We start from the raw sequence: 23837 nt of genomic DNA, 5'->3' as shown, positions 1-23837 counted from the left end.
CGTCAGCCGGTCGCCGCGAACTGCGCCTGGTAGAGCCGCGCGTAGGCGCCGTCGGCCGCGAGCAGCTCGGTGTGGGTGCCCTGCTCGACGATCGCGCCGTCCTCCATCACCAGGATCAGGTCGGCGTCGCGGATCGTGGACAGACGGTGGGCGATGACGAACGACGTGCGGTCGCTGCGCAGCGCGGCCATCGCGTGCTGCAGCAGCAGCTCGGTGCGGGTGTCGACCGAGGAGGTCGCCTCGTCGAGGATCAGCAGCGCCGGGTCGGTGAGGAACGCCCGCGCGATGGTCACCAGCTGCCGCTCCCCCGCCGACAGGTTGGAGCCCTCCTCGTCGACGACCGTGTCGTAGCCGTCGGGCAGCGAGTGCACGAAGCGGTCGACGTAGGTCGCGCGGGCGGCCTCGAGCACCTGCTCGTCGGTGGCGCCGGGACGCCCGTAGGCGATGTTGTCGCGGATCGTGCCCTCGAAGAGCCAGGTGTCCTGCAGCACCATCCCGATCCGCCCGCGCAGCACCGACCGGGGCAGGTCGGTGATGTCGGTGCCGTCGATGGTGATGCGGCCGGCGTCGATCTCGTAGAAGCGCATCACGAGGTTGACCAGGGTGGTCTTGCCGGCGCCGGTGGGGCCGACGATGGCGACGGTCTGACCGGGGCGTGCGACCAGCGAGAGGTCGGTGATCAGCGGCTGCTCGGTGTAGGAGAACGACACGTGCTCGAAGGCGACCTCGCCGCGCACGGGGCCCTTCGCGCCGTCGTACGAGGTCACCTCGGAGACCTCCTCGTCGGCGTCGAGCAGCTCGAAGACCCGCTCGGCCGACGCGACGCCCGACTGCAGCAGGTTGACCATCGAGGCGACGGTGGTCAGCGGCTGGGTGAACTGGCGGGTGTACTGCACGAACGCCTGCACCTCGCCCAGCGTGAGCGAGCCGCTGGCGACCCGCAGCGCACCGATGACGGCGACGACGACGTAGTTGAGGTTCCCGATGAACATCATCGACGGCATGATCAGGCCGCTGACGAACTGAGCGCGGAAGCTGACGTCGTAGAGCTCGGCGTTCTGCCGGTCGAACTCCTCCTGCACGGCGTCCTGGCGACCGAACACCTTGACCAGCGAGTGGCCCGAGAAGGTCTCCTCGATGTGGGCGTTGAGCTTGCCCGTACGCCGCCACTGGGCCACGAACTGGCTCTGGGAGCGCTTCATGATCGCGCGGGTCACCAGCAGCGAGACCGGCACGCTGACCAGGGCGACGAGGGCGAGCAGCGGAGAGATCCACAGCATCATCGCCAGCACTGCGACCACGGTCATCAACGAGGTGAGCAGCTGGCTCATCGTCTGCTGCAGGGTGGTCGAGACGTTGTCGATGTCGTTGGTGACGCGGCTCAGCAGCTCGCCGCGCGGCGAGCGGTCGAAGTAGCCGAGGGGCAGCCGGTTGATCTTGTCCTCGACGTCCTGGCGCATCCGGCGCACGGTGCGCTGCACGACGCCGTTGAGGACGTAGCCGGCCAGCCAGCCCAGCAGCGAGGCCAGGGCGTAGATCGCGAGCACGACCAGCAGGGTGCGCCCGACGGCGCCGAAGTCGACGCCGGCGCCGGGCACGACGTCCTGGCCCTGGACGGCGTCGGGCAGCGCCGACTCGGGGGTGCCGGCCGGGAACTGGCGGCCGATGTAGCCGTTGAAGACCAGGTCGGTGGCGTGGCCGAGGATCCGCGGGCCGACCGACATCAGCGCGACGCTGGCGACGGTGATGCCCACGACGAACAGCGCCGGGACCTTGTCGGGGCTCATCCGGCGCATCATCCGCTTGGCCGAGGGACCGAAGTCCATGGCCTTCTGGCCGACCATGCCGCCGCCCATCGGGCCGCGGCCGGGACCGCCGGTCGGGGCCTCGATGCGCTCGGTGGCCTCGAGGACGTGCTCCTTCTTCGACGGCTTGTCACCGTGGGTGGGCTGGGTCATGCCATCGCCTCCTCGGCGGAGAGCTGGGAGCCGACGATCTCCTGGTAGGTCTTGCAGGTGGCGAGCAGCTCGGGGTGGGTGCCGCGGCCGACGACGCGGCCGTCCTCGAGCACGAGGATCTCGTCGGCGTCGCGGATGGTCGAGACGCGCTGGGCGACGACGACGACCGTCGCCTCGGTCGTCACCGGCGCGAGCGCTGCTCTCAGCCGGGCGTCGGTGGCCAGGTCGAGCGCCGAGAACGAGTCGTCGAAGAGGTAGATCCCGGGGCGTCGTACGACGGCGCGCGCGATGGCCAGCCGCTGCCGTTGGCCGCCGGAGAAGTTGGTGCCACCCTGAACGACCTTGGACTCGAGGCCGTCGGGCAGGTCCTCGACGAAGTCGCGGGCCTGGGCGACCTCGAGCGCGGCCCACAGCTCGTCGTCGGTGGCGTCGACCTTGCCGTGGCGCAGGTTGGAGGCGATGGTGCCGGAGAAGAGGTAGCCCTTCTGGGGCACCAGGCCGATCTGGTCCCACAGCACGTCGGGTGCGAGGTCGCGCACGTCGACGCCGGCGACGCGCACGGTGCCGGAGGTGGCGTCGAAGAGCCGCGGCACCAGGTTGACCAGCGTCGACTTGCCGGCGCCGGTGGAGCCGATGACGGCGACGGTCTGGCCGGGCCGCGCGTGCAGCGAGACGTCGGCCAGCACGGGTGACTCCGCACCGGGGTAGGAGAACGTGACGCCGTCGAGGTCGAGCTCGCCGCGCCGCGCGGGGTCGGGGGTGACCGGCTCGGCGGCCGGCACGACCGACGACTCGGTGTCGAGGACCTCGATGATCCGGTCGGCGCACACCGCCGAGCGGGGCACCTGCATCAGCATGAAGGTCGCCATCATGATCGACATCAGGATCTGCATCAGGTAGCTGAGGAACGCCGTCAGCGCGCCGACGCCCATCTGGCCCGAGTCGACGCGGTGGCCGCCGAACCAGATGACGCCGACGCTGGCGACGTTGACCACGAGCATCACCAGCGGGAACATCGTGGCCATCCAGCGCCCGGCGCGCACCGCGACCTCGGTGAGGTCGTCGTTGGCCTTGCCGAAGCGCTGCTTCTCGTGGGGCTCGCGGACGAAGGCGCGCACGACGCGGATGCCGGTGATCTGCTCGCGCAGCACGCGGTTGACCTCGTCGATGCGGCCCTGCATCAGCCGGAAGCTCGGCACCATCCTCGAGATCACGAAGCCGACCGAGAGGAAGAGCGCCGGCACGACCACGGCGAGGATCCAGCCCAGGCCGACGTCCTCGCGCAGCGCCATCACCACGCCACCGACCATCATGATCGGCGACGACGCGGCGATCAGGCAGGCCATCAGCACCAGCATCTGCACCTGGGTGACGTCGTTGGTGCCGCGGGTGATCAGCGACGGGGCGCCGAAGTCCTGCAGCTCGCGGGCCGAGAAAGTGCCGACCCGGCCGAAGAGGTCGGCGCGCAGGTCGCGGCCGAACGCCATGGCGGTGCGGGCGCCGTACCAGGCGGCTCCGACGGAGCCGGCGATCTGCAGCAGCGAGACGCCGAGCATGATCGCGCCGAGCCGGACGATGACGCCGGTGTCGCCGACCGCGACGCCCTCGTCGATGATCTGGGCGTTGAGGCTGGGCAGGTAGAGCATCGCGAGCACGCTCACGAACTGCAGGGCGACGACGGCCAGCAGCCACGGCCGGTAGGCCGGCAGCCGCTCGCGCAGGAGTCGGATCAGCATCAGGGGGTCTCCTCGTCGGTCGGGATGCAGGGGCGGGCGAGTCCGTGCAGGACCGTGGTGACGATCTGCTCGGGGGTCAGCAGGTGTCCGTCGGCGATGTGCTCGTGGCTGCCGGCGAAGGTGAGCAGGCGCAGGACGTGGACGAACTCGTCGACGGGCCACGCCAGGCGGTCGGCGTCGGGGCCGACCACGCCGTGGATGAGCAGCCGCAGCCGCTCGCGCCACGCCACGGCCTCTGGGCTGTCGTGGACGTGGTCGGGCGGACGCACGAGTCCGACCTTCTGCATCAGGGCGAAGGTCGCCCGGAAGCGCTGCTGCAGGATCGCCACCAGCGTCACCAGCCGCGCCTCGAAGGGCAGCCCGGAGTCGATCTCCTCGATGCGCGCGACCAGGTCGCCGGGCTCGAACGCGCGGGCCATCGCGGCCTCGACCAGCTCGTCCTTGGTCTCGACCACGCGGAAGATCGTGCCCTCGGCGACCCCGGCGGCCTCGGCGATCTGCTTGGTGGTCACGTCGCGGCCGTGCTCGCGCAGCAGCCGCAGGGTGACATCGACCAGCACGTCACGCCGGTCGGTCGGGCTCATCGCGGGGGCACGGGGACTCACCCGGCGAGCGTAGGTGAGTGAGCGCTCACTCACAAGCGGGTCCGGGGTGACGACGGCGGGAGTTTCACCGCTGAAGCGGTGAAACTCCCACTTCAGCCACGAAGGTTCGTACGAGGAGTGGGAGTTTCGTCATAGGGGTCACTCCGGGTCGGCGACCGCGGAGCCGGTGCCGGTGACCCGCGCGCCGGACGCCACACCGGGGACGGCGAGCGGGAAGTCGGCGGCGGCGGTGATGCTGACCTCGATCCGCGCGCCGTCGACGGCCACCGAGAACGTCAGACCGGGATGGTCGCGGTAGGCGCCGACGTCGCGCAGGTAGTCCGCGACCGCCGCGCGCGCGACCGACTCGGTGAGCCGCAGCGGCTGGTCGCCCAGCCCGCCGTCGTAGACCTCGGTGCCCTCGGCACCGAGGTCGGCGCCCTGCAGGGCCGCCCCCTCGGCCAGGGTCGCCAGTCCCTGGCGACGCAGGAACGCAGTGCTTGCGTCGACGACGACCGCGATGGTCAGCAGCAGGATCGCCGCGAACCCGATGATCAGTGGCGTCACCGAGCCGCGCTCGTCGCGACGGCTCCCCTCACGGCGCCGCGCCACCGGTGATCTCCTGGTAGCGGCCGATGGGCACGGTGTGGGTGGCGTCGAGGGCGAAGGACGGCGTGCCGCTGCCGAGCATGTCGGGCAGCAGCGGCAGGTCGACCCGGGTCGCGACCCGCACGCTGATGACCGAGGTGCCGCTGTGACAGTCGGCGTACGGCGTGCAGGTGATCCGGACGGCGACCGGCATCCCCTCGAGGCCCTGGTCGGCCAGGGCCTGGGCGGCCGCGGCGGTCGCCGCGCGCTGTCCGGCGGCGTCGTCGGGGGCCAGGGCGAACGCCCGCGCGGCCGAGCGCGCCGCGGTCGTGGTGGCGAAGGCACCGCGCTGGACCTCGAAGACCGACAGCACGACGTAGACCAGTGGGACGAGCAGCAGCACGCCGAGCCACACGGTCTCGACGATCGCGCTCCCCCGGTCGTCGCGGACCCGCCGCGGGCCGGCGCTCACGGCAGCTCCTGCACGGCGTGGCCCTCGACCTCGACCTGAACGGCGGGTCCGCCGAGACCGAGCGCCGGCACCTTCGCGCGGACGACGACCTCGATGGTCGACACCCCGCCCACCACGATCCGGCGCACGGTGATGTCGTCGGCGAACCGGCCCGAGACCGCGCCGTCGATCTGGCTGCGGGTGCGTGCCTCGCCGTCGCCGGGGCCGCGTCCTTGCACCGCGGCGTACCGCGCGCCCTCGGCGGCCGCCGAGGCCAGGGTGTTGCGCACGTGGAGGACCAGCGCGAGCTGGAGGATGCCGAGCACCAGCGGGACCAGCACCACGAGCACCAGCACGAAGTCGACCACCGCCGCCCCGTCGTCGTCGCGGCGACGGGCCGGGGCGCCGGTCGCGGCCACTACTGCACCTTGTTGAGCGCGGCCTCGAGCATCGCGGACAGCTGCGGCTTGGCGATGGCCCCCAGCGCCGCCACGATCGTCGCGCTCATCACGGTGATCAGCACCCAGCCCGGCACGTCGCCGCGCTCCTTGTCGCGGTCGGGGGCGAGCAGGTGCACGTAGATGCGGACCAGCAGGTCGTTGACGTTCCCCATGGTGGTGGGCCTTTCCGAGATGGGCGGGACGGTGGTGCGGGTCAGACAGTGAGGGAGAGCCCGACGAAGCCGGGCCAGAACGCGAACAGGATGGTGACGGGCAGGACCTAGAACTGCCCAAACAGGTACTTTGGAGGCGTGACCAAGCGCGCCGCTCTTTACGCCCGAATCTCCCTCGCCTCCGAGGAGTCCGTCTCCGTCGCTCGGCAACTCCAGGCTGGCCGAAGCCTCACCGAAGCGCGCGGATGGGAGGTCGTCGGGGAGTACGTCGACGACGGCGTCTCCGCCACCAGGAACCGGCCCGAGGACCGCGCGGGCTGGCGAGCCTTGCTCGACTCTCCCGATGCCTTCGACGTCGCCCTCATCTGGAAGATCGACCGACTGTCCCGGTCAACGCTCGACTTCCTGAACGCCGACCGCGCACTACAAGCGAGAGGCGCCGCCCTGGCAGCCGTCGAGGACCCCGTCGACATGACCAGCGGCCAAGGGCGCGCGTTCGCCACGATCCTGGCCGTGTTCGCGCAAATGGAGGCCGAGGCGATCTCGGCCCGTGTCCGGGCATCCCGCGCGCAGCTGCGAGCAGACGGCCGTGTCACCGGTGGCCGACTTCCCTACGGATGGATGTCTGAAAGGCGTGGCGCCGGCCTATACCTGGCCCAGGACCCCGAGCGCATCGGCTACGTAAAGACGGCCGCTCAGATGATCCTGGACGGCAAGACCGTCAAGGCCGTCTGCTCTTGGCTCGACGCCGAGGGCGCGCCGCTACCACCCTCTGCGAACCGCAAGGGTGGTGGGTGGCACTTCTCGACGGTCGCCGGTCTGCTCAGGAACCCGGTGCTTGCTGGCATGCGGCTCGACAATCCCTCAACCAGCCTCGGCGCCTCATCGAAGAAGCGCGGTCCCGAAGTGAAGCGTGACCGTTCCGGCATGCCCGTCATCGACACCGAGGTGGCAATCCTCTCGGCCGCCGACCACCGGCGCCTAATCTCGCTTCTCGACGCCCGAGAGCGCCCCCGCTCGACGCAGACCTCGACATCTCCGTTTTTCTCCCGCCTGGTGAGGTGCGGGCAATGTGACCAGCTCATGCACCGCACCAGGAAGAACGAGCGCGAGGCCCTGGTCTGCCCGGCTTGCTCGATGACCATCGCGACGGCGCAACTCAGGGATCACGTCGTCGGCCGGATGCTCGAGGAGCGCGGGTCGGTGGACCTGGTCGAGGTCGAGGAAGTCACGAAGGACAACGGCGCGGCCGTCGCCGACGTGCAAGCCGCAATCGACGCCACGGCCTCGGCGATGACGCGAGAGGGCGCCGACATTGCCGCGCTGAGCGAACGCATGACCGAACTGGCGGCCGCGCGGACCGCTGCCCGCTCGATCACGCCCAGGACCTCGCGACGGTGGCGCATCACTGGGCAGACGGTTGCGCTCGCCTGGGACCAGGCCGAGGACGACGACGAGCGCCGAGCGGTCCTGGTCGGTCAGGTCGAGTCGCTGCGCATCGTGCGTGGTCGAGTCGGCCGGAAGTTGGACCCCGCGCGTGTCCTGGTCGAGTGGCGGCCGGACCCATATGACGCCGAAGCCGACGCGGCCGACGACCGCGCCACCTGGGACGCGCGGGAGGCCCAGGAGACGGCCTGACAGAACGTAGGACCAGATCCTACAAACAGCCGCTGACCTGCACAAACAGCGCGACACCGAGGCTCCCGAGGCCCATCCCGCACCGCGCGGGGTGGGCCTCCTGTATTGCCGAAGTCATACATACGGGCGTCTGTGTCGATCAGGACAGAGAACGCCCCCGCGCCGGTGAGACGGCCGGGGGCATGGCCAACACGAAAGAGAGAAATGCCAGCGATGACTACATCGGCCACCACGAACCCGAGTTCAAGGCTCAACGCTCGAATGCAGGACCTCCGCGCAGCTCTTGGCCACCCAGGACTTACCAGTCGACAGCAACGACTCCTGGCGGCCCTCCTGACATACATGCCGTTCGACGGCAGCGGATGGACGCTCCGCACGGGAACCCTCGCGCGCGACCTTTACGGCGAGGACACACGCAGCAACCGGAAGAACACCGCGACCGTGCTGCGCGAGTTGCGCGACCTGGGCTTCGTGACGACCGAGGAGAACCGTCGAAACGATGAGTCGCAGTGGGCAAACCGCTTCTTCGTCGAGGTCCACCGCCTCTATACGCATGACGTCACGGTGAAGTCACCTGACCTCATCACAAGGTCACCTGACGTCATGATGAAGTCAGGCCACCTCACAGTGAGGTCGGGTGACTTCACCGTGAGTCCAAGTGACTTCAGCGTGGGGGACCCTCTAAGTACCAATCAGGTCCATAGAGTTCCGGAGTCAGTGCCTGTTGAGCACAAGGAATCAGGACAGCACCTAGATGAAGACGCGCGAGAGCCCTTGTCTCCGCCGTCGTCGCTGCGCTCCTCCGTTGGCGATCTCCTGGGAGACGAGGCTCACGCCTCGTCAGTCCGTGGTCGGGTTGGCGACGTCGGCGAGGTCCAGACGCTCGAGGTCGAGGTCGATCCGGGTGTGATGGCCCTGGCCGTCGAGTTCGGTGTCGACACGCTCGACGACGCCGACCGACACGTCTCGGCCCTCCAGGACCTCGACCGTCTCCTCGACCGGATGATCGAGCAAGGCCACCCGATTGAGATGGCACTGCGAGGGCTGACTCTTCAGCACCCCCAGGACCCGGCTAGCGCAGTCCCGAGACTGCGCGCACTAGTCGAGGAACTTGAAAGCACGGCATGAGCACGCGAATTCGAACGGGCATCTGCATCTCGAACCTCAATCAGATCGAGCACGCGGGCGATGAAGTGGACATGAGCGCAGACATCCAGGATCGACTCCGACGTCGACCAGGGCGCCAATGTGCGTCGGTGCGGCGTCACCGGGTACGCGCGCGGCCCGTGCAGCATCGTGGCGACTTCATCGATAAGCCGCCACCGGGCCGTACCGGCGGGACACATCGGACGGTGCGGGCACATCGTCGCTAGGTCGCTCGATCCGTCGAGGGCCTGGGACCCGGCCAACTGGCGAGTGGAGTGCAAGCCCTGCAGCGACGGCAGCGCTCAGGTCGCAGTGATCGACAATGCGCGCTACCCGTGTAGCGGCATCGGTACACACAACTGGCACCCGAATGAGTAGAGGTCTATGCACGGACCCGGGTCTTCTAGTTCGGAGCGGAGGTTTCCAGCGGTTGCCGAGGCGCGTCGAGGCCCAGCTACCAAGCACGGACCTCGTGTATTCCAATGGGCGACCTGAGATGCTCGCGAGCTTGAGGGGCACGACCTCTCCTGAACCTCAAACCGGGTCTAGCCTCAGCCAATGGGCGAGGTTGCCGGTGAGACTCGCTGCGTCGATGGCAGGATGCGTCGGGATGGATAAGTCGTCGCCACTCAACCTCGAGGCCGGAGCCCGGATCAGTGGCTGGAGGCTCAATCGATCCGTTCCTGGGGCTCGGCATGTCTGGTTCGTATCTAAGCAAGGCACCCAGGGTGTGCTGAAGACGTCGCGAGACGCGCGAAGGTCGTGGTCGTACCAGTCGAAGAGATTTCGCGACGAGGTGCGGGGCATGCGCCTACTTAGTGGCGACCCTGGGATTCTTCGCCTGCTTGACAGTGACGGAAACACATCGCCCCAGTGGATGGTGACCCCTAGAGCAGTCCTGCTTGCGGACCACTTCAGTGATCCAGACCTAGTCGAAGTTGTGCGCGCAATCCATAGTCTTGCTCTGACCCTCGTACGTGTCAGGGAGGCGCACGGGATCGCGCATAGAGACCTAAAGCCGCCGAACCTCTTCTGGTCGGACGGTCGTGCGGTGATCGGTGACTTCGGAATCGCAACCTGGCCGGAACGCGAGGCGGAAACGCGTCTTGGCGGCGGTTTGGGGCCCGCTCATTTTATGGCGCCCGAGGTACGTGAATGGACAGACGAGACAGATCCGTTCCCGGCGGACGTCTTTTCTCTCGCTAAGTGCCTTTGGGCCCTGGCAGCGCACAGCACCTATCCCCCAGACGGTCCCCTCTCCACCTCACGTGACGTAACTTCGCTCGTTCCGGTGTCTGGCGACGTCGCGCTGAGCCTCGCTCGGCTCCTCGAGATCGCAACCTCCGATGACATCCGTGAGCGCCCCTCAATGTCGGAGTTCGCCCGGGAGCTAGCCCTCTGGCTTGGGCAACAGGCTGGGCATGAGTTGAGGTCCTCGCGGAAGTCGGCCAAGGCTCCCGGCGGAATGTCGATCGCTGAATGGACCTACTACAACCGCGCTCGTAAGGGACCGGAGGCGATCGCGAGTGATTCGATCGCTCTGATCCACCGGCCTCTACGGGATCTCGGCCCCCCGGGCGACAGTGGAGACTCAAACAGTGAGCTGACGGGACTTCTCGACAACTACGACGACATGTGGCCCGAAGATTGGGAGTTCGACTTCTCGTCGACGCGTTGCTTGATCTGGGACGGGCACCCGAAACGGGTCATGGTCGCTGCACTTGGATACGGAGACGATGAAGTGACCTACGTTGCTGAGTGGCAGGTTCAAGATGATCAGGGGATCTGGCATTTCGCGTGGCGCGGCGTAGCGCGAGCCCGACTTGGACTTCCCAGCGATCGCGAAGCCGGTAGCGATCTGGCCGAACGAATCAGGTTGGCTGAACCGGGCCCCCTTCTCGGATCGCTGGCTTAAGGGGCCACCCTCGCCCCGTTCGAGCCCTTGACGTTGCGGTGATCCGGCGTTGTTATCTTGTCTGACTTCATTGGTCGAGATGCCCTATATCGCCTACGCGTCGAGGACGAAGCTCGTGTTCTGATAGGCAGCTAGGTCTTCGGCTTGAGTTTCCTCTTCCCCGAGCGATTTGGTGCGTCATCCCGTCGCGCTTTCGCTGCTTCCTCCTGCTTCTCAATCATCGCGAGCGGTCGCGCATCTCCGGCTAGCTGGTAGAGATTCCGGACCCTTTGCTTCGAGAAGCTGGCCGCAGGATTGGTCGAACTGTCGACAAGTTGCTTGCGTACGACGATCAGGTCTTTCTCTGCCAGCTCAGCAGTTCCCCGTGAGCGAATCGAGGGTGTCAGATTGAAGAGCTGCGGGAACCGCTCGGTACTCCACCAAGTCGGGCGGCCGTCGACGTTGCGCTCCTCAGTCAGGACCATCGTCATCGCAATTGCAGCAGCGGACATCCCCTGAATGTGGCCATGAGTCCACAGCTTCAATGGCAGCTTGAAGTAGCGGTGGGAAGACTGCGTAGCCTCCGTGCCTCGACTGTGAGCCGTCGAAGGAAGGACGTACTCCGCACCGGTCCCGGATTCCTCGCGTAAGGTCACGATTGTCGAGTCGCCGCGCCGTCGCTCAAGCCGTACTAGCGACGCCTGCTCCAGACTGTTCAGAGCAGTCGTGATCCGCCTCGCCCCTAGGGTGTTGGGCTCTTCCAGTCCGAGAAGAGCCGCCCAGCGACGGGCCAGGATGTCAGTGTTGTGCGGCTCGCCCGAACAGCGCCAGATCAGTGCCACATATAGCTTGATGGCCACCGCACCGCCCCGCCCGCCAGTCGAAATCAGGTTCGCTAGGGGTGGGGCCACAGCGGGGTCGTCGTTACGTACGAACGAGTTACGAATAGGGATCTCGTCCCGCCGGCCCGAAGCTTGAGCCAGTGCTCGTGCCGCTTCCAATGACCAGTCTGGCACTCGATGCTGATGGTCTTGAACGGGTCCTGCTGACACGGTTCCTCCAGAGGGCTTACCCGATCTACGTAGATCCTACATGCTTCTCCACACTACGGCCGACTGACTTGGTCCGAAGGGCACGACCAACATAGCAACAACTGGTTGACCGAGTGGGCCACAACCACGACGCTCCGTGTGTGACAACTGTCGACGGCGCTTAGCCGAGCTGTCTCGAGCGTGTTGTGGGTCTACCGTAGGTCTCAGAGACGTTCGCAGCGACTCATCCGCAACAACTAGATCCCGTAGCCAGCGGGTCAACTAGTTGGCGGACGTGATCGATGAGGGGTCTTCAGCTCTCAGAAGGTCGTGTACCCGTCGACCTATACCTAGCCACCCTGCGTTAAAGATGCTCAGCAGGATTGGCGACATGGCTGTGGGCGGTGCGGGGCCCCCGGGTGGAACCGGGTGGCCCCGCACTCCACCTCGATCTGGCCCACTGCCGCACACCGAAGGAAAAAGTAAGACGGGAGCGGCCCGAAGGCGACTCCCGTCTGAGTTTCCCGGACCGCTAAGCCCGTGTACATACACTAGCCTACGCGGGTGTCGACACAACCCTCGAGTGTCGCGGATCTCGTGCCCACCAGGCTCCGCGAGTTGGTCGGAGCCAAGACGCCGTGGCATCGATCGCTCTGGCAGGCAGGAACGATACTCGCCCTGCGAGAAGTCCTGGAGTATGCAGACGGCTTCAGGTCAGGTGCGATGAACGTCGAAGGGCTCACGTTCGTATGCGCCTCAGCGAGAGAGCAGGTAGAGCGCGACGTAGGGATCGGGTCGCAAGCAACCCGCGACGCGATGACGACAATCCTCGCTACTGGTCCCGACAAGCAACGAGGCCTATACCAAGATCACGTTGCTGACTCGCTGCTTCAACTGATCCGACGAGCCGAGCGTGGCTATCTACGTCGTTGGGCACGTGCGGTCAGGCAAGGCGATGTTCAACTCGAGGACGCGGAGCTTCTCGCTCGACTCGTAGCAGCGCATCTACTAGATGCAGGGTTTGCGGCCGACCATGTCTATGGATGGCTTGACGCCAAGGCCGACAAGCCGTTGGCAGATCTACTCGAGTTGGCCGACGAGATGTGTACCGAGGACGCTCGCCCATTTCAGGTACTTGTCCCCTTTCAGTCCCTCCCGGGTGAGGTCGCGGACGCAGCAGGCGATCGATTCCGCACCGCCGAAGCCACCGAGGATTTCCTGGCGGCCCGTGGGCTCGAGAAACCTCCTGGTCGAAGGGGCGCAGGTTCGCTCGTGTTCGATGTGGTCGCTAGGGAGCCCTGGTCGGCAGTCGCAGCGGCAGACATCGACGTTCGGAGGTTGGCAGCTCGCGCGGTTGTCGGTCTCACCTCGAAAACCGTGAGCGCGGCGGGCTGGGCCATGGTGCTGGATTCCGTGCACGGTAAGTGGCGGCCCCTCAAGTCGCGACAGCAAAAAGACGTCCTGGTGACTGGTATTGCTCGCCATGGACTGTTGATTCCGAAGACGCGCGGGTCCAGCGCCCGGGACCTAGATGATGCGTTCGAGCTGTTGGCAGCGGTCGACACCTCTACTTCATGGGCGTCAGTAGCTGCGATCTGGGCGGCAGTAGAAGGGCTGTTGGGGCGCGCAGCTGACAAGGGCACGCTCGCTGCTGATCGCATGGCAGCCGTCGTTGCAGCTGGATATGTCCGAGCTGAACTTACGGATCTCGCGACACGTATGGCCAAGCTCGAAGGCCCCGTTTCAGAGGACCTGCGCGACGACAGTCAACCTTTCGGTGTTCGTCTCGATCATCTGTTCGTTGCCATCTCTTCAAAGCAGCCACTGCCGTCGCTGACAGCCGAGGACGGCGCTGCGGTGCTCCGTCTGCAATCCATTGTTGATGACCCGGAAGTGCTTCGCCGTGTCGAGAGCTACCTGAAGGCTTCCTTCCGCCGGCTGTACCAGCAGCGCAACCTCCTACTACATGGAGGACGGTTCGACTCGGTTGTTCTACCGATGACGATGCGATCAGTCCCGATCCTTGTAGCTGCGGGGCTGGATCGAGTTGTCTATGCGGTGTCTGACGTTCGAGATGGCGTGACTCCTCTAGGTCTTGCAGCTCGGGCACAGAACGAGTTGGCGATGTTGGGGAGTGATGGGGCGCGGCAGCTCCATCGGCTCCTCGATTGACGCTCCGGAGCACCCTCCCTGCATGTCACGTCCGCAGATGGACGAGGCGACTTCTTTCGTCATGGAGCAGTCGGAGCGCGGTCCTCGCTCAGGCTGCAGCCGATGCTTCGGACGACACGGCTGGAGTGTCGGTGCGTCGCTCTAGGTTGAGAACACAAGCTGGTGTCATCAACCTCGCCGTGGCGACGGCAGCACACGTGCTGTCGCGCTTACGGTGCTGGCTAAGGTGCGTCGGAGTCGAAGATGAGAGGACATCGAGTGGTCAGGCCCAAGCGTTACGCAGCAATGTCTCTGTTCTCCGGGTGCGGAGGCATGGACCTGGGAGCAGAGGCTTCGGACACTGCCAAGGTCGTCTGGGCCATCGACAACGAGCACTGGGCAGTCGAGACCTACAGACGAAACCTTGGGAAGCACATCGTCGAGGGTGACATCACGACGACCGACGTACCCGACATTGCGTGCGACATCCTTCTCGCAGGGCCACCCTGCCAGGACTACTCAACCCTCTGGAACCACGACGGGCTGATGACTGCCCGAGGCAACCTCTTCCGTGAGGTCGCCCGGTTTCTTCACGAGCTTCAGCCAGCGGGATTTGTGCTCGAGAACGTCCCTGGCCTCCTCAGCGCGAACAAGGGAGTCGCTTGGACGCTGGTAAGACACGCACTGAAGTCGCCGAGCAGCTTCGTTTCGGGGGACATTCGATCGGGCGGGCGAGGTGTTCACTACGACATCAGCGCACAGGTAGTTGACATGGCAGACCTCGGGGTGCCGCAGCACCGAGAGAGGCTGATCGTGATCGGAGTCCGTCGCGACCTCGGCATCCGACCACCGATCATCCCTGCGCCGTTCCAGGGCAAACCACGGACAGTTCATGATGTGCTGGACGTTGACCCGATTGCTTTGGGAGCGCCGAACCATGAGGTTGGACTCGACTCCAACGACGTAATTGAGCGTCTGAAACTGATTCCACAAGGGGCTAACTTCGAAGCGGTTCCAGCCGGGCACCCGCTTGCAGTTAAGGGCCTCATCAGTCATGTGTACCGGCGTCTCGACCCCAACAAGCCCTCGTACACCGTCATCGCCGGCGGTGGCGGTGGAACGCATGGCTATCACCACATCGAGCCACGACGGCTGTCTAATCGCGAGAAGGCCCGCCTGCAGTCGTTCCCAGACGACTTCGTATTCGAGTTTGGTAGAGAAGAGCGCGATCGTCGATCTGCTTACCCACGTGTCCGGCGGCAGATCGGGAACGCAGTTCCGCCGAAGGCTGCGGAAGTCATAGTGGGTGCCCTCAGCGAAGCATTGAAGGCAGCCGGCGTTCCCGCTCGAACCGGTGCGGAGCTAGCGGCCGCCCGGAAGGGCCTGCCACCGTCACGCCGAGTACTCCTTGAAAGTACGACAAAGAAAGCTGCCTCGTGACAGTCGATGGAGACCTCCCCTCCGAAGCGCCGGTTGTATCGGCCCTCAGGTCACTATCGGTGTTCTCTGCCGATCAGTCTGGCGCCTACCGCGAGCACTTCGCCGACATGGCGTCCGCTCTTGGCGACGACATCGCGACTAAGCTTTCGGGCTTTGTTTCCAGATGGGCGCGGAGCGCAGCACCGGGGATCGTGATCCTCACCGGCAACGCAGGCACCGGAAAAACCGCTATCGCGGAGGCCTACTGCAAAGCGGCTGGTGGCGAACTCCCGGAGTCCGATGAACTCGTCGAGGTCGCTTCTGGGCAACATGTGATCAAAGACCTTTCGGGCTTGCCGAACGCCGAGGCACGCGCTCGCACACTGCGGCTCGTGCTGTCTCACGGAGAATCCCAGACGCTCATCTGTGCCAACGAAGGCGTTCTGCGTGATGCGTTCGGGGATGTTCAAGTTGATTCTGAGACGGCTGGCGTTCTCGAAGCGGCGCTGCGTAGCGGCGCCGCAGCGAGCGATGGGTTGACCATCGTGAACGTGAACCGCCAGCGTCCGACAGGCGATCGGATGTGGAATCAAGTCCTGGACTACGTCACTCGCGAAGACCTCTGGGCGGGTTGCGACGGATGTCCTTCCCTGGCCGGTGGATGTCCCATGCGGAGCAACGCCGAGCAGCTGCGCCGTGCAGACGTACGCGAGCAACTGCGGACTCTTGTGCGTCTCGCGAGTGGCGAGGCCGTGCCGACGCTGAGGGAGGTCCTGGCCATCCTGGCCTGGGCGATCGTCGGCTCGAATGGCTGTGACGATGTGAAGGCCGGGGTGCGAGACCTAGGCGAGAGTGCCTTCGTCGCAAATGAGGGTTACTTCACGAGGTTGCTCGGAGGGGGCCTGGAAGCCAACACGGCAGAGCGGTCGCCCTTGTTGATAGGTCTGCGTCGATCCGGTCTCGGACGAGTTAGCGATCTGGAAGTTGACGGATGGTTGCGGGACGCAAGCGGAGCGACTGAGGCGGTGCGCCGGATCGCTGGTGACCCCCATGTCACTCGTCCTGATTTGGCATCCGAGCGCCTGACCGGCCTCGCCGGCTCGCTCTCGCCGTTGGACCGCGTACGTACCGCTCAAGGAGAGATGACGTTTCACGCCCTCGGCGAGATGGTTTCAACAGACGAAGATCCGACCCGCGTAGAGGACGGTCTTACCGCACTAGTACGTGGCGACGGGGCTACCAACGTCCCGGTCGAGCGGCTGTGGCGCCAGCGGGTCTACTTCGAAGCCGCAGAGGAGCTGGGCGGCTCGCCTGCCAGCTCCCGACGGCTCATCAATTTCCGGCACGTCGGCGACCTATTGACCTTGGCCTCGAAAGCGTCTGTGGGCGGTGACACAGTCATAGAGCTGAGCGAACTCATCCGGGGGCTCAATTTCTTGGTGACTGGTTTCTCCAGTCCGAACGAGGGCCTGATAGTCCCCGATCCAGCGTGTCTCTTCGCGCGAGACCCAGGGTCGTTCCGACCAGCACGACCCTCGCTAGTGCACAGCCAGGTGCAGATCGATGACCTTGCTTTGCGCGTTCCTGACAGAGGCTTGGTTGAAGAGGTCCTGGACATCGATCACGTCGAGATCGAGCTTGTGGTTCGAGGCGATGACGGGTTGGTGCTCCGTATCGGTCCACGCATGTACGAGGCCATCCGTGAAGCCGCCGCTTATCGAGGCCCGGTTGGTCAGGGCGTCGCTGAGATGAACGACCTGCGTGGGTTCTACGGTCGACTGGCGACTCAGCTCGAGGCGACGGACCAAACGCTGCGAGTTGCCGATCCAGATTCGACACCGCCTGCGCTAGTCACGATCTCCCTGCCGCACTTCACCGCCAGGCGAGGCGCACGATGAACCAGCGAAAGAGTGAGTATCGACTTGGTCCTGGCGCGGTGGCGGACGCCCTGTTCTGCCTAGCCCCCGACCGAGATGAGCGTGCCCCTCAACTATGTGCCGAAACGCTCCTTACGCTTGTTCAGAATCGTTACAGCGTTTCCACGTCCGCTCACGATCTGCGCTCGCCCAAGCGTCAGCGGTTCGCCATCCGAAGTCTCGCGCTCGGGGAGAACTTTCTTGGAGGACGGGAGCAAGGTCGAGTTGGCGATGCCGAGACCACTCCTGAGGCCTACGGTGCGTTGCTGGCCATGGGCGGCACAATCAGAGGTTCGGCCAATCTGGGTCTTGCCCAGCAGGCGCTGCAGGGCCTCGTAGATCCAGAAACGCAGCGCGGGCAGGCGGGCGCTTGGCTGTTGCGTCCTTTCCACGAAGCGTTGCTCTGGTATGACGCCCGCAAGCCAAGTCCGCGTCGAAACGAGTACACGGTGCGCAAGGTCTATATGCGCGGAAGCGGCATCACTCTCGCCAGGCTGCTCTGTGCGCCAGGAAACGAAGAGGATGCACAATTAGGGCACCTCGCAGTGGGCGCCATCAAGCAAGCCTTGACGTTGCAGAGCCCACTGGCGGAGATCGCTAGCACCCTTGAGTCGGCTCTGCCAAGAAACGAACTGTGGACCGACAGGGCGATAGATGTCGAGGACGACGAGGCAGCCGCGTGGGAGCGCGGAGCAGACGAGCGACTCAGTGGCCTCGGGTCGAGCCTATGTCGCCACGCCGAGGGAGTGATGCTTCAGGGCAGCGCCAGTGGTCCGGCGAAACTTTGGCAACTTCGTAGCGTCCTTGCGCTTGATCTAGCCCTACATGTTCTGCGAACCGCTTGGGACGCTACCGGCACTGCAAGTGACGACCAGTTCCTACTTTTAAGCTTCGGTAGCCAGCCACGCGCCATGGATCCTGTTCGTCAGCGGTCCGAAGATTCGTATCGTCGAGCACGTATCAGAATGAGTGAAGCCGTCGTCAGCACCCTCGCTGACCGGATGCAGCACCTACGCGAGGTCGAGCGGGTCGTGTCGTTTTCTGGGGATTTTCGAGACCCAGTGCTGGCTGACAGTGCTCCTGAAAGCGTCAGTAGTCAGCTCGGTCGGCTCGCTCCAGGGACTTCGAGGAGCGAATACGTACGGCTGGCCCGTCTAGCCGTTGAAACAGCGAACTACAGCCGTAGTGCTGAAGACGGGTTCCGGGTTCTATTGGAATCTGTAGGGATGCTCGTCGGCACGGGCGCCTACAGGTATCTGTCGGCGGGTCCTGACCTATTAGCCGCCTTTGTGGGAGCGCTGTCCGAACGGATGCCGATGTCGAGTCGCGAGTTCATCGCTACCGTCAAAGAAGAGTGGAACATCGTGATCAGTCAGGAAACAGCCGCAGGCACCTCACTAGCGTCGCAGCTCGACGGGGCGTGGCTCGCTCAGAACGCACGATCCGCTGAGCGCCTAATGAGCGAAGCTGGCCTTGCGGTCGGTCTATCAGATCGAACTACCATGGTCGGCGAACGTGCCGCCAGGACCCACTGATGAGCGCAAGGCTCGGAGGTGCCCTTGCTGAGTACCTCCGTCGCGAGCTTCGCGCGGATAAGCGAAACTTCGTCTTAATCGAGGGCATCCCTGTCGGGGTCGCCGAGGGAATGAGTCGCAGCTGGGACGAACGTCTCCCTAGGCTGGCCGTGGTCTCAAGTGAGCCGGCGAGGTTCGGCGGGCACGCCCTACAGCATGTGTCTGGGACGCAACTACGCAACGATCGCTCGAGCACCCGTGGCGTCGTTCTGGTCTTGTGCGACGGCGAACAGGTTCCAGACAGGCAGTCACTCAATCTGTTCGATTCTGTATCGCCGGCTGTGCTTCTAGCGAACGCAGAAGGAATGGGGATCCTTTCCCAGCAGTCACCGGCGGTGGACTTGGACGGGCCGGCCAGAGCGGTCCGAGAAGCCATCAACCAGGTGTCTGCCGCGAGCCGTCCGAGTGCAACATCCGTTGCCTCGTATCTTGACGAGTTGGCAATCGGTACAGATCCGCTCCTCGCGCTTCCTACCCTGGGAGGCTTCCGGGACCGCTTGACGGCTGGCACCCGAGCCGATTCCGTGCGAATTTCGGACAATCTCGCACTCGCGGGCCGCCGGACCAGCGATGAGCTGTTGAAATCGAGTGCGTTCGCCGACCTTCGACGTCGCGCTGCCTCAGTTCTTGAAAGGCGACCCGACGTCGGCCGCGCGGGTAGCCGGGAGGCTGCGGACAGAGTTATGGCCGAGTTGCAATCGGGTGACGCCAGCTTGCTTCGGTCGCTTTGGTTCGACGAAGCGCGTGAGATCTTCGAGCAACGAACTGAAAACCTCACAACGATGGCTCTTAGAGAGATGGGGCAGTTTCGCGCAGGTCTGGAGGACGGAAGTCAAGCTCACGATCTTCCGTGGAAGGTCTACGAGCAGCGAGCAGAGGAGCTACGCAGCGGCACGCAGCAGAAAGAGGCCGCGCGCGAGCTATGCGATCTTGATGACTCACAACGACAGCAGATTTTTGCGGTGGCCACGCGGCGCAAGATTGAGCGTCTGCTTCGTGACAAGGCGATCAGTGGAAGTAAGCCTTCCTGCCCAGAAGCTGCAATCGTAAAGGGAGCACAGCAGCTGGGCGGAATGATCCAGCGGGTCGAAGTGCGATCTCCCGAGCCACCAGCGACGGGAGCCGCCATGAACCGTTCAAGCGCGGGTCGAGTTCTGACCCTCGCCTGCGCGCGCCTTCGCCTAGGAGCTTTGGTGCGCGCCTGGGAACGGCTAGGCGCTGAGATCGATGGACTGCTTCTCCGTGCTGCCGATGACGGGGATCTAGGAGACTTGCACGCTGCTCTGGCCGATGCAGCGCTCTCAACTGGAGGCTCGCTGCCGCCGCTGCAACTGCGACTACATGCCTCCGACGGGACGACCGTTCAGGTTGACTGGAGTCCGGATTTGGACGACGTTGCAACTCTTAGGTCAGCTCTTTTCTTCGCAGAGGCCCCGACCTTGAGCCTTGAGCTCTCAGTTGAACCGACCTTGCAAGGCTTTTGCTCAACACCAAGCGTGGGAGTAACCACCACATTGCCTGCAGCGCTACTGCCCGTCGCTCGCGCGCTGCAGAAGCTGGCACAGGACTCGCTCGAGAGAGGCTTAGACCCAACTCGACTCCGTGAGTGGGGCGCGCAATGGACCCGGGTGTGTCTCAAGATGCGCGACGCTGGAGAGACAGATGGCCTTGAGGCAATGGCAGTTGCGGGTGCCGTCCTGGGAGGTGATCGCGCAGCAGCACTAACGCCGTTCGCGCCGATGAAGGCGGAGTGGCTCGCACAGTACTTAGACAGCCTCTGGCGGCTGATCGCCGAGGTCGAGGAACCGTCGGATCGGGCCGAAGCGGGCGAAGCCGTAGCTTCATCGAACGCAATTGCGAGATCGACCGCCTCGCACCACCCAGCTCACCTCCAATTGTCGACGCACGATCGTGTGCTGCTACCGACAAGTGAAGGCCGACTGTGGAGTCTGTTCGGGGGGACATCACATCGAGATGAGAGTGGGTATGCAGGAGACGCGCTCACATCGATCGTCACGCAACTGTTGACTCTGCAGCCAGAGGCCGCAGGTCATCTTCGCTGTCTAGCTTGGGGTTCTGGAGCAGCCGACCTTCTTGTTCGTGAGGCCGTCGGCCTAATTGGCAAACGTGCTGGGCTTACGACGATTCAGAAGATCGAGGTCTTCTGCGTAGGTATTTCCGAAGAGGACCGACCACGCCCCGAGACTCTTGCGTATGCCGACGACCAGCTACGAAGTCAGCGGGACGTCCTCGAGCTTAGGTACATCGAGGATCTCTCGGCGGCACGCGAACTACTCAGGCCATCGGCTACTGCGCCAGCTGTACACCTAGCTCTGGTGACGGGTTTGACGAACGCGCCGAGTGCGCTGCAGATCGAGTCACCTGAGGTGGCACTACCTGATCTCGATGACGAAGTCCTGTTCGCGCCTCGTGTCTGGCAGCGCGCACAGAAAGACCGCCGAATCCTGCTGATGCCTCCCTCGGCCTCACAACTCGGACGCACGTGGCTACTTCTACAGAACGCCATCGAAGACGCCTGGCCGGACGATGACGAGCTTGTGCGAGTGCCCGAAGTGAGGACAGGTGCGCTTGATCTAGCACCTCGGCTTCGAGAGGTGCACGACCTGGCCCTATGGGTGGCCACTCTTGACCGCTACGCAACTCGCGACAGCCTCGAGCACGCACTCGGTGGAGGCCAGAACGTCGCGATCCTGCACCAGGAGCGTCGCCTGGGCGGAGATAGCCCGCTCTCCCTGGTTCTGAGTCAGCGGTCGGGTGGCCCGGCCGACCGGGCTATCGGACGCAGCCTCCGGGCTGCCGGCATCATCAGCGATGTCGAAGTCGCTCTTGAGATAGGCACGCAACTGCGAGAGGTCGCAAGCCAGGGCTACGGGATCCTTGCCTTGCAAGCTGCTACCAGCGGCGCTGGCATCAATGAATTGGTCGGGCACGTAGTGGCGTTCAGCTTGCTGGCGAACACCACCACGCCGTGGCCACTCCCGCCGGGCTGCCGAGTGCTGTTAGTGAGCCTGGACGAATACCGACACTGGTTCCCTGGCAAACGCGCCGACCTACTGGCCATTGCCTTAGACACCAAGGACAGGGGAGTCCACGTCGCAACGATCGAGGTCAAGGCGCGCAGATCGGACGAGAACGACGCGGCAGCTGGAGCGCTTGATCAGCTGAACCAAACCCTTGCGGTGACGCAATGGGCTGCCTACCCGAAGGCAGGAAGTGTTCACAGTCGCTTGTGGCTAAACCGAATTGCTGAGGCGGCCTATGCCGTTGCGCGTGAGTCGCGATTCAAGCTGTCCGCTGACGAGATCGGTGCTCTCGAGGAGTTTAGGAGGGGGCGTGGCACTCTCGAATGGGCGGGGGTCGGGCTGGTCTTTGGTCCAAAGGTAGAGCCATTCCAACGGACTTACAGGACAGGCGTGGCAAGCGACATCGTTCCCGTCGTACTCCACGGAGTGCAGCTCACTGAGGATCTCCTTCGCCGAGCGACCTCAACCAAGCTGACTGAGCTGCGTACGGTCGAAGCGGATCGGCCACCACTGGTAAGTACCAGAACCCGCCGACGTCCAGAGGCTGGCGTCGCGAGCGGAGTCTCGTCGCAGACGCCTCCAAGTAGCGAGAACGACGACCACGACCAACCTGGCGGCAACCCGTTCAGCGGGCGGCGCGCAGCATCGCCGGGAGAAGGCGTCGAAAGCAGCTCGAATGCTGAGGAAACAGGTAGCGAGATCGAAGGCCCGGCGGAGCCGGGTGCGACTGAGGATGAACTCACATCTGAGCCGGGCGTCACTGAGCATGTCGCTGCGCTAGCCACCAACGAGGCCGGCAGCAGCGCCGGTAACATCGTAGGTCCAAAGAGCGAACCCGTTTTTGACGCTCCGCTTCTAGGGTGGGACGCCACCTCAAACGAAGAGGTGCGCTGGCATCCAGCGGGACCCGGACAGACAGCTCTCCAGAACGGTCACACTGAGATCTGGGGTTCATCGGGGATGGGCAAAACTCAGTTCACGATGTGTCTGCTAGGACAACTGGCGCACCACAGCGGAAGTCGCTTTGGTATTGCTGATTTCAAAAATGACTACAGCGACGAAACAGGCTTTCCCGCATTCGCTGACGCCGAGTTCGTGGACCTCTGGAACGGCGGAGCTCCATACAATCCGTTGGCGCTGGACGACCCGAGCCCGCGCGCCATTCAGAGCGCCGTGATCGAGTTGCGCGACACAGTTGATGAAGCGGTGCGGTCGGTGGGGGCTCGCTTAGGTGTGCGCCAGAAGGCAAAGCTCGAAGAAGCGCTCACAAAGGCCTACGGGTCGAGCCGGCTAGAAGGTCGATGGCCAACGCTACGCACGCTCGACGACAATCTCGATCAGGACCTCTCAGGCGTCATTGGTGACCTCACCAAAAACGACCTATTCAAGTCAGGGGAGCCCCTCGGTGCGGTGATCGGTTCAAACGTGGTGTTTGGTCTCTCGAAGATCCCGGGAAACGGCCAGACCACCGTGTTGGCAGCCGGGTTCATTTTCTCGGCGCTCCTCCTGCGAGTCCAAAACCTGGTGCCGGCGCACAACACAATTCGCTACATCGTGGTCGTCGACGAGGCACACAGAGTCGCGAACTTCAAAGCAATTCAGACCATGATTCGGGAGGGACGCTCGAAGGGACTAGCCGTGCTCCTCGCGACCCAGGGCCCCGTCGATCTGCCAGATGTCGTCGCGGCAAATGCTCAGACGAAGATCTGCTTTGGCCTTCCAGATGCAACGATCGCGACGATGGCAGCGAGAAAAATGGAACCGGGCAACCCGCGTCTCGCAGAGCAGATCCGCACGTTGGACAAGGGTGAGGCCTTCGTGAGTTTCAAGGGTGAAGCTCCACGGCTGGTCAAGATGGTCCAAGCTTGGCGAGACGGCCAATCGCTGGGCCTCTCGAATCTGGGAAGTTGAAGCTTCTCCAAGTAGCTGACTCCAACGCGAAGGAGAAACATGGCTAGAGTCCGGAGTTTCAAGGCTGGGTCTCAGCTTGTCCGTCCACATCCGACCGAGGTGGATTGCCACTATCAAGTGCTCACGACCCCGAGTGGTCAGAAGCTGGTGCACCTGTCGACATTTGGATCTGATGCACGGGCG

16 protein-coding genes are annotated in these 23837 nt (G+C 64.5%); 8 read left to right on the top strand and 8 right to left on the bottom strand.

Going from position 1 to position 23837, the window contains the following annotated elements:
- Positions 1 to 2 precede the first annotated feature (2 nt).
- The 7 genes from FZC61_RS08985 to FZC61_RS08955 all read right to left on the bottom strand — a co-directional run bounded on the left by FZC61_RS08985 (position 3) and on the right by FZC61_RS08955 (position 5930).
- Positions 3 to 1958, bottom strand: a complete 1956-nt coding sequence (locus tag FZC61_RS08985) for an ABC transporter ATP-binding protein (protein ID WP_148613792.1) — start codon at positions 1956 to 1958, stop codon at positions 3 to 5.
- Positions 1955 to 3694, bottom strand: coding sequence for an ABC transporter ATP-binding protein (locus tag FZC61_RS08980; protein ID WP_148613791.1), 1740 nt, complete (start codon positions 3692 to 3694; stop codon positions 1955 to 1957). Before FZC61_RS08980 ends, FZC61_RS08985 begins: the two co-directional genes overlap by 4 nt.
- Positions 3694 to 4299: a TetR/AcrR family transcriptional regulator gene (locus FZC61_RS08975; protein WP_148613790.1), complete on the bottom strand. Its 606-nt coding sequence runs from the start codon at positions 4297 to 4299 to the stop codon at positions 3694 to 3696. Before FZC61_RS08975 ends, FZC61_RS08980 begins: the two co-directional genes overlap by 1 nt.
- A 138-nt stretch (positions 4300 to 4437) precedes the next feature.
- Complete coding sequence (locus tag FZC61_RS08970; RefSeq protein ID WP_148613789.1) at positions 4438 to 4890, bottom strand: pilus assembly protein TadG-related protein; 453 nt, start codon at positions 4888 to 4890, stop codon at positions 4438 to 4440.
- On the bottom strand, positions 4874 to 5338 hold the full coding sequence (locus FZC61_RS08965; RefSeq protein ID WP_148613788.1) for a hypothetical protein: 465 nt from the start codon (positions 5336 to 5338) through the stop codon (positions 4874 to 4876). The genes FZC61_RS08970 and FZC61_RS08965 overlap by 17 nt, the downstream gene beginning before the upstream one ends.
- Positions 5335 to 5736, bottom strand: a complete 402-nt coding sequence (locus tag FZC61_RS08960; protein ID WP_148613787.1) for a TadE/TadG family type IV pilus assembly protein — start codon at positions 5734 to 5736, stop codon at positions 5335 to 5337. The genes FZC61_RS08965 and FZC61_RS08960 overlap by 4 nt, the downstream gene beginning before the upstream one ends.
- Complete coding sequence (locus FZC61_RS08955; RefSeq protein ID WP_148613786.1) at positions 5736 to 5930, bottom strand: hypothetical protein; 195 nt, start codon at positions 5928 to 5930, stop codon at positions 5736 to 5738. Before FZC61_RS08955 ends, FZC61_RS08960 begins: the two co-directional genes overlap by 1 nt.
- A gap of 138 nt (positions 5931 to 6068) precedes the next feature.
- Between FZC61_RS08955 and FZC61_RS08950 the strand changes: the two genes are divergently transcribed.
- The 3 genes from FZC61_RS08950 to FZC61_RS08940 all read left to right on the top strand — a co-directional run bounded on the left by FZC61_RS08950 (position 6069) and on the right by FZC61_RS08940 (position 10629).
- Positions 6069 to 7568 carry a recombinase family protein gene (locus FZC61_RS08950; protein ID WP_148613785.1) on the top strand — a complete coding sequence of 500 codons (1500 nt, stop codon included), beginning with the start codon at positions 6069 to 6071 and terminating at the stop codon, positions 7566 to 7568.
- A 342-nt stretch (positions 7569 to 7910) separates the two neighbouring features.
- The gene (locus FZC61_RS08945) at positions 7911 to 8696 is read left to right on the top strand and encodes a hypothetical protein (protein ID WP_148613784.1); all 786 of its coding nucleotides are present in this window, start codon (positions 7911 to 7913) and stop codon (positions 8694 to 8696) included.
- A gap of 340 nt (positions 8697 to 9036) precedes the next feature.
- On the top strand, positions 9037 to 10629 hold the full coding sequence (locus FZC61_RS08940; RefSeq protein WP_148613783.1) for a protein kinase domain-containing protein: 1593 nt from the start codon (positions 9037 to 9039) through the stop codon (positions 10627 to 10629).
- A gap of 131 nt (positions 10630 to 10760) precedes the next feature.
- On the opposite strand, the gene FZC61_RS08935 is transcribed toward FZC61_RS08940, so the two are convergent.
- Positions 10761 to 11468 (bottom strand): hypothetical protein, encoded by a 708-nt coding sequence (locus tag FZC61_RS08935; RefSeq protein WP_148613782.1) that lies wholly within the window; start codon positions 11466 to 11468, stop codon positions 10761 to 10763.
- Positions 11469 to 12203: 735 nt separating this feature from the next.
- On the opposite strand from FZC61_RS08935, the gene FZC61_RS08930 reads away from it, so the two are divergent.
- The 5 genes from FZC61_RS08930 (at position 12204) to FZC61_RS08910 (ending at position 23654) form a co-directional block, all read left to right on the top strand.
- Positions 12204 to 13811, top strand: a complete 1608-nt coding sequence (locus tag FZC61_RS08930; protein WP_148613781.1) for a hypothetical protein — start codon at positions 12204 to 12206, stop codon at positions 13809 to 13811.
- A 243-nt stretch (positions 13812 to 14054) separates the two neighbouring features.
- Entirely contained in the window at positions 14055 to 15230 is a 1176-nt protein-coding gene (locus FZC61_RS08925) for a DNA (cytosine-5-)-methyltransferase (RefSeq protein ID WP_148613780.1), read from the top strand.
- A gap of 59 nt (positions 15231 to 15289) precedes the next feature.
- On the top strand, positions 15290 to 17107 hold the full coding sequence (locus tag FZC61_RS08920; RefSeq protein WP_211357169.1) for a hypothetical protein: 1818 nt from the start codon (positions 15290 to 15292) through the stop codon (positions 17105 to 17107).
- On the top strand, positions 17104 to 18660 hold the full coding sequence (locus FZC61_RS08915; RefSeq protein WP_148613778.1) for a hypothetical protein: 1557 nt from the start codon (positions 17104 to 17106) through the stop codon (positions 18658 to 18660). The genes FZC61_RS08920 and FZC61_RS08915 overlap by 4 nt, the downstream gene beginning before the upstream one ends.
- The gene (locus FZC61_RS08910) at positions 18660 to 23654 is read left to right on the top strand and encodes an ATP-binding protein (protein WP_148613777.1); all 4995 of its coding nucleotides are present in this window, start codon (positions 18660 to 18662) and stop codon (positions 23652 to 23654) included. The genes FZC61_RS08915 and FZC61_RS08910 overlap by 1 nt, the downstream gene beginning before the upstream one ends.
- Positions 23655 to 23837 lie beyond the last annotated feature (183 nt).

It is taken from the genome of Nocardioides rubriscoriae, from assembly GCF_008087085.1.
GTDB lineage: Bacteria > Actinomycetota > Actinomycetes > Propionibacteriales > Nocardioidaceae > Nocardioides > Nocardioides rubriscoriae.
The sequence above is the reverse complement of the archived record's forward strand: the minus strand, read 5'-3'. Positions and strand labels throughout refer to the sequence as shown.

Excerpts from the sequence above, each read along its gene's own strand:
- FZC61_RS08985 (WP_148613792.1), bottom strand. The coding sequence starts at position 1,958 with ATGACCCAGCCCACCCACGGTGACAAGCCGTCGAAGAAGGAGCACGTC.
- FZC61_RS08980 (WP_148613791.1), bottom strand. The coding sequence starts at position 3,694 with ATGCTGATCCGACTCCTGCGCGAGCGGCTGCCGGCCTACCGGCCGTGG.
- FZC61_RS08955 (WP_148613786.1), bottom strand. The coding sequence starts at position 5,930 with ATGGGGAACGTCAACGACCTGCTGGTCCGCATCTACGTGCACCTGCTC.
- FZC61_RS08945 (WP_148613784.1), top strand. The coding sequence starts at position 7,911 with ATGCCGTTCGACGGCAGCGGATGGACGCTCCGCACGGGAACCCTCGCG.
- FZC61_RS08940 (WP_148613783.1), top strand. The coding sequence starts at position 9,037 with ATGCGCGCTACCCGTGTAGCGGCATCGGTACACACAACTGGCACCCGA.
- FZC61_RS08925 (WP_148613780.1), top strand. The coding sequence starts at position 14,055 with ATGAGAGGACATCGAGTGGTCAGGCCCAAGCGTTACGCAGCAATGTCT.
- FZC61_RS08915 (WP_148613778.1), top strand. The coding sequence starts at position 17,104 with ATGAACCAGCGAAAGAGTGAGTATCGACTTGGTCCTGGCGCGGTGGCG.
- FZC61_RS08910 (WP_148613777.1), top strand. The coding sequence starts at position 18,660 with ATGAGCGCAAGGCTCGGAGGTGCCCTTGCTGAGTACCTCCGTCGCGAG.